The following is a 9,127-nucleotide window of genomic DNA, read 5'->3' as shown; positions in this document are numbered from 1 at the left end:
CGCTACCTTTGTTAAACACAAAACGAGAAAAGATATGCACACTATATTAGGAGCCGGCGGCCCGGTGGCCAATGCCCTCACCAAAGAGTTAACAAACGCTAACCAAACCGTTCGCTTAGTTAGCCGTAAACCTATACAAACAACTGGTGACAATGTAAGCTGGCAAAAAGCCGATCTGCTGAATTATGACGAAATTTTGGCTGCCGCTAAAGGCTCAACCGTAATTTACCTGGTTGCTGGTTTGGTTTATGATAAGGAGATATGGAAAGTACAATGGCCCGTTATTATGCAAAACGTGATCAACGTGACCAAAGCTACCGGTGCCCGCCTTATATTTTTTGATAACGTTTACATGTACGGCCTGGTGAACGGCCCCATGACCGAAAGCACACCATACAAACCCAATAGCGTTAAAGGGCAAATTCGCGCAGGTATTGCCGATATGCTAATGGATGAGGTGAAAGCCGGTACCATTCGAGCCAGCATTGCCCGTGCCCCCGATTTTTACGGCACCGATTCCAACAACAGTTTTATTGATATGATGGTATTGAGTAACTACGCTAAAAAGAAAGCGGCCCAATGGATGGGCGATCCCAATACAAAACACAACTACATATATATTCCTGATGCTGGTAAAGCCGTATTTTTATTGGGCCAGAACCCGGATAGCGATAACCAGATCTGGCACCTGCCTACCGCACCAGCTATAACCGGTAAACAGTTTCTGGATATTGCCGCCCGCATCTATGAGGTTAAGCCTAAGTATATGCGCCTTACCAAATGGATGTTATGGCTCTTTGGCCTCTTCAACAAATTGGTTATGGGCACAGTGGAGATGTATTATCAAACCGATCATGATTACATTTTCGACAGCAGCAAATTTGAGAAAGCTTTTAATTTTAAACCTACCAGCTATGAGGATGGGGTAAAAGAAGTCAGAAGACAGGAAGTCGGGAAGTAAAATAGTCAGTCCGGAAGTCGGAAAAGTCCGGAAGTCAGAAAGTAAAATAGCATAGTTTTGGGGAGTAGCGCCAAACTTTCGGTCTTTCGGACTTTCCAACTTCCTCTCTTTCTGACTTCCCGGTCTTCCGGACTTTCTGACTTTCCGACTAATCTGACTTTCCGACTAAAAAAACTTCCCAAATAATCTGCACATTTGCATATAAGCACATCTGCATATTATAAAATTATGATCCACAAAAAAACAAGAACATACATTCCGGCAACCCTTGATATCAAATGGGAAAACCTGGAACCGATCTATAAAGAACTGCTCGACCGCCCTATTAACTCAGTTGAAGAGCTGGAAAAATGGCTGCACGATAAAAGCGAGCTGGAAGCCGCTTTGGAAGAAGATTTTGCCTGGCGCTACATCCGCATGACCTGCGATACCGCCAGCGAAGAGCTACTGCAAAACTTTCAATATTTTGCTACTGAAATTGAACCTAAAATTGCTCCTTATGGCAATGAGCTGAATAAAAAACTGGTGGCCAGTCCGTACGTTGATCAACTCGACGGTGAAAAGTACTTCATCTTTTTACGGGCTGTTAAAAAAGCGCTTGAGTTGTTCAGGGAAGAAAACATCCCGGTGCAAACCGAGATTCAGGTTGAACAGCAAAAATACCAGTCGATCACCGGGGCCATGTCTGTTCATATTGATGATAAGGAATATACTTTAGAGCAGGCCTCTGTATTTTTAAAAGGCACCGACCGTGCTAAACGCCAGGAGGTTTGGGAAAAAATAACCAACCGCCGCCTGCAGGATAAAGACCAGCTTGATGAGCTTTTTGACCATCTGCGTAAACTAAGGCATACTGTTGCTACCAATGCTGGGTTTGAAAACTTCCGGGATTACATGTTCCAGGCATTAGGCCGTTTTGACTACACCCCACAGGATTGTTATGCTTTCCACGCGGCTATTGAAACCGAGATTGTGCCCATTCTGCGTGAGCAGGCAGAAAAGCGCAAGGAGGCCCTTCATCTACAGGCATTAAAACCCTGGGATACAGAAGTTGATATATCGGGCAAACCTGCCTTAAAACCGTTTAACGATGGTGCCGAGCTGGTTGAAAAATCAATACAATGCTTCAGCAATATTAACCGTTACCTGGGCGAGCGTTTGGAGATCATGAAGGATAATAACCTGTTTGATGTGGAAAGCCGCAAAGGTAAAGCACCGGGTGGCTATAACTACCCGTTGTCTGAAACCGGTGCGCCATTCATTTTCATGAACTCAGCCAATACCTTTCGTGATCTGACTACGATGGTACACGAAGGCGGCCACGCGGTACACACCTTTTTAACTGCCGATCTGGAACTGAACGATTTTAAACATTGTCCGTCTGAGGTAGCAGAGCTGGCTTCCATGTCGATGGAGTTGATATCGATGGATAACTGGAACGTATTTTTTGATAACGAGGAAGACCTGAAACGTGCCAAACGCGATCAGTTGGTTGACGTATTGAAAACCCTGCCCTGGGTAGCCGTGGTTGACCAGTTTCAGCATTGGATATACACCAACCCTAATCATACCGACGAGGACCGCAGAACAGCCTGGATGGAAATTTACGAACCATTTGGTGCAGGCTTTGTTGACTGGAGCGAACATCCTGATGCCGAGGCTAACCTGTGGCAAAAACAACTGCATATTTTCGAGGTACCTTTTTACTACATTGAATACGGCATGGCCCAGTTAGGCGCTATTGCAGTTTGGAAAAACTACAAGGAAAACCCCGAGAAAGGCCTACAACAATACCTGGATGCCTTAAAATTGGGCTATACCAAAACCATTAAGGAAATTTACGAAACCGCGGGTATCAAATTTGATTTCAGCGCGGCTTATGTAAAAGAACTGGCCCAATTTGTAAAAGCCGAAATGGATAAGTTATAATATGTAAACGGGATAAAGCATAATATGAACCAGGTAGTAAACTTATTTTGGACCATCGTATGCTTTATCCCGATTATTACCTATTGGTCTGTTACCGGCCAACTGCTATGGTGCTTTATATTTCTCGGCATCAGCGTATTGAGCCAGGTGCTACCTTTTAGCCGCCTGCAATTAAGTAGCCAGCCTAAGTTTTACGAAAGGCTTGGTGTTAAGTTTATCCGCAAATTTGTACAGCACGGCGAGTACATTAATAAATTCCACCAAAAAAGACAGCCTCATTACCGCATTGTTAAAGATAAAGTCAGTGCCGCACGATACCTGAAAACGATCATGATGTATGAACGGTTTCATTTCATGTGCTTCGTATTTTTCCTGCTTACTGCCATTCATGCCCTGATTAACTGGCATTACTCTCTTTTTATTATCATCATTATCGCCAACGTTATTTACAACGTTTACCCTATGCTATTGCAGCAATATAACCGGGCAAGGATAGCACGGTTTATCAAATAAAAGCACCCGTTATTTCCTTTCCCTAACTGTAAACTCTATTTTAATACCGCACATTTTACATTTTCATCTTATTGATTATCAATGATATAATACTATACAAAATGTTAAAGAGAAACTTTTTTTAAAACTAATTACGCTTTAGCAGGTTTAAACATCTATGAAAAAGATCATTTTAAGTTTAACCTGCATACTGTTTACCATTACAGCTTTTAGCCAAGAGCTTAAGCCGGTAAAAATAGATAGCCTTGTTTCTGTTTCGTTGCCCAAAGGCTTTCAGAAGAAAGATACCCTGGGTCAGCAAATATATACCGGCAACGGAGCCTTTGGCTTTATAACCATTATCCGTGCCCCTAACGCTAAAAATAACACCCCGCTGAATAAAGAAAGAGATCTTAAGAAGGTTCTGAACACTTATATGGAGGGTATTCAGAAACAATCACACAACGGGAGTGTCATGAATCCGCGCGATACCACCATTGGTAACCTGGAAGCCAAAGTATTTACGCTAAGGGTTGATAACACCGGTTCAACCGGCGAGCCTGTACAATTGAGACATTTCATTTTGCTATACACACAGGATGTCACTTATACCTTTCAGTATTTTTATGAGGAAAAGCGATTGGAGTTAGCTAAGGAGGAGTTAAGAACCTTCATCACCTCCATCAAAGTATCGCCCACTGTAAAGCGTAACGAGCAATATATATCAAACGCCAAAGGATTATCCACAGGCGCTAAAGTGGGTATATATGGCGGTATCCCGGTAGTGATCATTATTATCATTATCGCGGTTATGCGCAAAAAGAAAAAGGCAGGAGAGGTATAATCGCGGCCCTCACAAAAACTGCTTGTTATTGATAAAAAGCAACTTTTGTCATTGCGAGCGTAGCGTGGCAACCGCGAACTGCAAAGAGAAAACTTGCATAGTTCGCGGTTGTTTCGTCGCTCCTCCTTATAGCAATGACAAATTAAAAATAGGATGAACTATTCCCGCCCGCTTATCACCCCTCTACTCCATTTACCACTCTGTATAAACTGCCTGCTATCCAGCCAGCTTAGCCAAAATACAGTCACGATAACGCCGATAACCGAGCCGGCCATTACATCCTCAAAAAAATGCTGACTCAGGTACATTCTGGAATAGCCCACCAACATTGCAACTAAAAGCGCAGCTATCCCCCAACTTTTGTTTTTACATAAATAGGAGATCACTACACCTGCCGAAAATGCCGTAACCGTATGCCCCGAAGGAAAACTGTGGGTACCTAAAATATATAGCCCCTTTACAAAATGAATACGGCTAAGCTCATGCACAAAATACACCCGAGGGCGGGGCGCGTCAAAAATATATTTTAAAATTTGAGCCATTATACTGGTTACCGCGAAACTTGAAGCCAGCAGCAGCGCTTTTCGATAGCTGAATAAAGCTATAATAGCTGCTAATAGGAGTACGGTAAGCCCTTCGCCAAGATCGGTGATGTAGGGCATAATAGCATCAGCCCATAAACTATTCAAGCCATTTACGGCAAAATATATACTTTCGCGGCTGTAAATGAATTTAATGATCAAACAGGCGCATAATACCGGCAAATAAAGGATAAAAAATGGCCTTATCCGGTACAAAACTTTTTTAACGCCTATCTTCATTGGCGCAAAATAAGCATATCCTTATTCAATGCAAAAAAATGATTATGTTTGAATTGAGTTAGACTAATTAGTTGAAATAAATGTCGAAAAGTATATTTCGTAAAAAATCTGTAGAAAAAATATTACATGATGTTGAGTGTGGATTTAGTGATAGCGAGCACCCGGGTACAACATCGTCACAACTCAAAAAAGAACTAAATGTTAAGGATCTGACACTGATGGGCATCGCCGCCGTTGTTGGTGCAGGTATATTTTCAACTATTGGCGAGGCGTCTTTTCATGGTGGCCCCGCGGTTTCCTTATTATTTGTAGTAACAGCCATCACCTGCGGATTTTCGGCCCTTTGCTATGCCGAATTTGCTTCACGCATTCCGGTAGCGGGTAGCGCTTATACTTATGCCTACGCCTCATTTGGTGAACTTATTGCCTGGATCATAGGGTGGGACCTTTTAATGGAATATGCCATCGGCAACATCGCGGTGGCTATATCCTGGAGCGAATATTTTGTAAACCTGCTGGAGGGCTTCCACCTGCATCTGCCCAAATACCTCACGATGGATTATGTGTCGGCTTTACGCGGGCACGAAGCGGTATTGGCAGCTGGTGCCCATGTGGCCGATATCAGCGAGCGTGTACAAGCGGCCGCGCTGGCCTGGAATACCGCGCCTGGCATCGGCAACTTTAAGCTGATAGCCAATCTGCCCGCTTTGGTTATTGTTATTATCATCACGTATTTGGTTTATGTGGGCATCCGCGAAACCAAGAAGGCTACCAATGCTATGGTGATCTTAAAGATCGTGATCGTGATAGGCGTTTTTGTTCTCTGATTTTTTTATGTAACACGGGCCAACTGGCACCCTTTTATGCCTAACGGCTTCAGTGGGGTAATGAAAGGCGTATCGGGGGTATTTTTTGCCTATATCGGTTTCGATGCCATATCAACTACTGCCGAAGAGTGCGAAAAGCCACAGCGCGACTTGCCACGAGGCATGATCTACTCCCTTGTTATATGCACTGTACTTTATATTTTGATTGCCCTTGTACTCACAGGTATGGTAAGCTATAAAGACCTTCAAGTAGGCGATCCATTGGCCTTTGTGTTTGCTAAGGTTGGCCTGCATAACATCAGCTATATCATTTCTATAAGCGCGGTGATAGCTACGGCAAGCGTTTTACTGATATTCCAGTTAGGGCAACCTCGCATCTGGATGAGCATGAGCCGCGACGGATTACTGCCCAAAGCGTTTTCACGCATCCACCCTAAATTCCAAACACCTGCATTTGCTACCGTGGTTACCGGCTTTGTAGTGGCGATACCTGCCCTGTTCATGAACCTTACGGAGGTTACCGACCTTACCAGTATAGGTACCTTATTTGCTTTTGTACTGGTTTGCGGCGGCGTGCTCTTATTACCGCGCGAGGCAGCGCAGGCAGGCAAATTCCATTTACCTTATGTGAATGGAAAACTGATCGTACCACTGATCACCCTTGTTATTTTAGGTTCATGCATCTACTTTAAACCGGCAGCTCAGGTAGAAATGATGCAGTTTAAAAAGATAAAGGATAAATCGGTAATTATCGACGATCTGAACGCGGCCGATAACACCGCTTTGTTAAATACCTGTAGCACACTATTCGGTGATAAAAATATAACAGCACCAACCCCATATTTTAAAAACCTGGAAGAGGATAAATTTAATACTGCCCTAAGGGCCACCCCATCTATTAGTGACGCTAAAAAGTACCGTCTGGGTTTAGATGGTTTCCTGTATAACTTCCCAAATTACTTGTTCTTCATCCTGATTATTATTATCAGCATTTATAGCTTTATCAAAAACTTTTCATTGATACCGGTACTCGGCCTAATGAGCTGTTTATATTTAATGACCGAATTGGGCTACACCAACTGGCTGCGTTTTTTAATATGGCTGGTTATCGGCCTTATTATTTATGCTACTTACAGCTATAAAAACAGTGTTTTGGGTAAAGAAACGGCAACCGAGTAGTAATAAATTTATCGATATAAATCCCGTAGGGATATCCTGTTTATAGAGATCATCCAAAAGAAACATTAGCTCCGTTGGAGCTTCCTTATCTAAAAACAGGAAGCTCCGACGGAGCTAAAAATTTTTATCTTTAAAACTATAAACAGGATGCCCCGGTGGGGCTTTAATATCAAATACACCCGTGGCGTTACTTGGACATATGTCTATACTAATCAATTCATTTTACTATGTGGATATGCCCTATATGCAACCGCGAATTTATCAATGCCAACCAGGTACATTCCTGTGGTGAGCGTAATCTTGGTGATTTTCTGCAGGGGAAATCAACCCATACTATTGAACTTTTTGATCATTTCATTACCGAATATCTGCAGATAGCCCCCATCAAGGTATATCCCACCAAAAGTATGATAGCCATAGGTTCAAGGGTAAATTTTGCCTACGTTACCCAGTTAGGTAAAAACTTTATCGACGTGGTATTCCCCTTTAATGAGATATATGCCGATAACCTGTGCTTTACTAAAATAAAAACCGTTCCGGGCACCAACGATCATAACCACTATTTCCGGATGTATTTGAAGGAAGATGTTAATGATGAGGTTAAAGGATATATGAAGCTGGCCTATGAAAAAAGCCTTGAAATCTTTTTATAAAATTAATAGCCCATAGTTAGCCTCAATCTTAAAGATGCAATGGTTAGCGTATCGACTCACCCGGTCTGCGCTTCGCTGGACCACCCTCTCTTCGCCTGCGGCGAAAAGAGGGTTAGAAAAGAAAATAACCTAAAAATAAAATCCCCTCTTTACACTTGCGTAGAGAGGGGTGACAAGCGCAGTGATGTCGGGGTGAGTCGATACAACATTCCGTTTTGGAACTTGGCCCTTTAATATGTTGTTGCTCCCAAAAGTGTCAAAATAAAAATTGTCATGCTGAGCGATAGCGAAGCATCTATTCTATAACCTGAATGGCGTACAAACAGATCCCTTCGCTATCGCTCAGGATGACAAGCAAACGGCTTCGCTTTTGTTAATTCACCCTATGTATCTCAATAGCTTCAGGGATCGAGAGCATAAGCGGTACTTTTTCCACCGTAACAAAGCTCAGGTCGAGACCAAAGCCACGCTCTTCGGATAAGCTTACCTTTTTAAGTTGAACATAATAATCCATGATAAAGCGCTCGAAGAATGACAGGCTATGCGAACGTGACAATACTTTCTCGATCACCACAAACCTGAAATCGCCAACAATTTTGTGCTTATTTAATGATTTATAGTTACTGGTAATATCTACTTCGCCACGTTTAACCAGATCTTCCACAACCTTGCGAAACAACAGGTTGATCTGCTGCTCAACCCGGAAACCGAGCTTAAAATCAATCCTGATCACCTTGTTAGGCACCAGCGATTCTACCTCGTACTCGCGTCTGTAAGGCTCATCCACCACGTCAACGTGCACCAGCCAGTACACATCGGCACGTTTCGGTTGCTTTTGCAGTATGGAGTAAACTATTTTTGATTCTATCTCTGAATTAAAGTTGGCGCTGGTTAAATAAACCAGTTGCGAAGCATATTTAGGTACGCTTTCATCCGCACTGAGTTCCTTCAAAATATCAAAGTAATCATCAATACCAACAAACTTTACGTAACGGTTCCTGATCTTGCGGGCGGTATGCCATGTCCACATTACGGTGAACAACAGGAAACCTATTGATAAGGTAAACCAGCCACCATGTATAAATTTAACCAGGTTACCGGCCAGGAAAGTTCCTTCAATAAGCAGGTAAACCACCAAAAACATCCCGATAATATAGGATGGTACCTTTTTTCGCTTCAAAAACTTAGATACCAGTATGGTGGTCATGAGCATGGCTACCGTGATACTTAAACCATATGCCGACTCCATTTTACTGGAATGTTTAAATATGAGCACTACGCCCAAACAGCCTGCCCAAAGCAGCCAGTTAACGCTTGGTACGTACAATTGCCCTTTTTGTTCAGACGGATAATTGATCCTCACTTTTGGCCACAAGTTAAGCCTTACAGCCTCGGCTATCAGCGTAAATGAACCTGAAATG

General features: G+C 42.9%; 7 protein-coding genes and 1 pseudogene. 6 read left to right on the top strand and 2 right to left on the bottom strand.

Annotation, left to right across the window (positions count from 1 at the left end; all coding sequences use genetic code 11):
* The 4 genes from AAGC65_RS22835 to AAGC65_RS22820 all read left to right on the top strand — a co-directional run.
* Window positions 1–961 (top strand): NAD-dependent epimerase/dehydratase family protein (locus AAGC65_RS22835; RefSeq protein ID WP_343114781.1); only part of this gene is annotated, 961 nt, incomplete at its 5' end.
* A 228-nt stretch (window positions 962–1,189) separates the two neighbouring features.
* Window positions 1,190–2,890 carry a M3 family oligoendopeptidase gene (locus tag AAGC65_RS22830; protein ID WP_343114780.1) on the top strand — a complete coding sequence of 567 codons (1,701 nt, stop codon included), beginning with the start codon at window positions 1,190–1,192 and terminating at the stop codon, window positions 2,888–2,890.
* 24 nt (window positions 2,891–2,914) lie between these two features.
* The gene (locus AAGC65_RS22825) at window positions 2,915–3,403 is read left to right on the top strand and encodes a hypothetical protein (protein WP_343114779.1); all 489 of its coding nucleotides are present in this window, start codon (window positions 2,915–2,917) and stop codon (window positions 3,401–3,403) included.
* A gap of 157 nt (window positions 3,404–3,560) precedes the next feature.
* On the top strand, window positions 3,561–4,226 hold the full coding sequence (locus tag AAGC65_RS22820) for a hypothetical protein (protein ID WP_343114778.1): 666 nt from the start codon (window positions 3,561–3,563) through the stop codon (window positions 4,224–4,226).
* A gap of 158 nt (window positions 4,227–4,384) precedes the next feature.
* Here the strand turns inward: AAGC65_RS22820 and AAGC65_RS22815 are convergent, their stop codons facing one another.
* Window positions 4,385–5,047, bottom strand: a complete 663-nt coding sequence (locus AAGC65_RS22815; protein WP_343114777.1) for a phosphatase PAP2 family protein — start codon at window positions 5,045–5,047, stop codon at window positions 4,385–4,387.
* An 80-nt stretch (window positions 5,048–5,127) separates the two neighbouring features.
* Here AAGC65_RS22815 and AAGC65_RS22810 point away from each other — a divergent pair.
* Window positions 5,128–7,053: pseudogene (locus AAGC65_RS22810) on the top strand (amino acid permease).
* 227 nt (window positions 7,054–7,280) lie between these two features.
* Window positions 7,281–7,706 carry a DUF5655 domain-containing protein gene (locus AAGC65_RS22805; protein ID WP_343114776.1) on the top strand — a complete coding sequence of 142 codons (426 nt, stop codon included), beginning with the start codon at window positions 7,281–7,283 and terminating at the stop codon, window positions 7,704–7,706.
* 373 nt (window positions 7,707–8,079) lie between these two features.
* Here AAGC65_RS22805 and AAGC65_RS22800 read toward each other — a convergent pair.
* Window positions 8,080–9,127, bottom strand: a 1,048-nt coding sequence (locus AAGC65_RS22800; RefSeq protein ID WP_343114775.1) for a KUP/HAK/KT family potassium transporter, incomplete at its 5' end; no start/stop codon positions are given.

Origin of the sequence: Mucilaginibacter sp., assembly GCF_039207105.1 — a bacterium.
In the GTDB taxonomy this organism is placed as follows: domain Bacteria; phylum Bacteroidota; class Bacteroidia; order Sphingobacteriales; family Sphingobacteriaceae; genus Mucilaginibacter.
The sequence above is the reverse complement of the archived record's forward strand: the minus strand, read 5'-3'. Positions and strand labels throughout refer to the sequence as shown.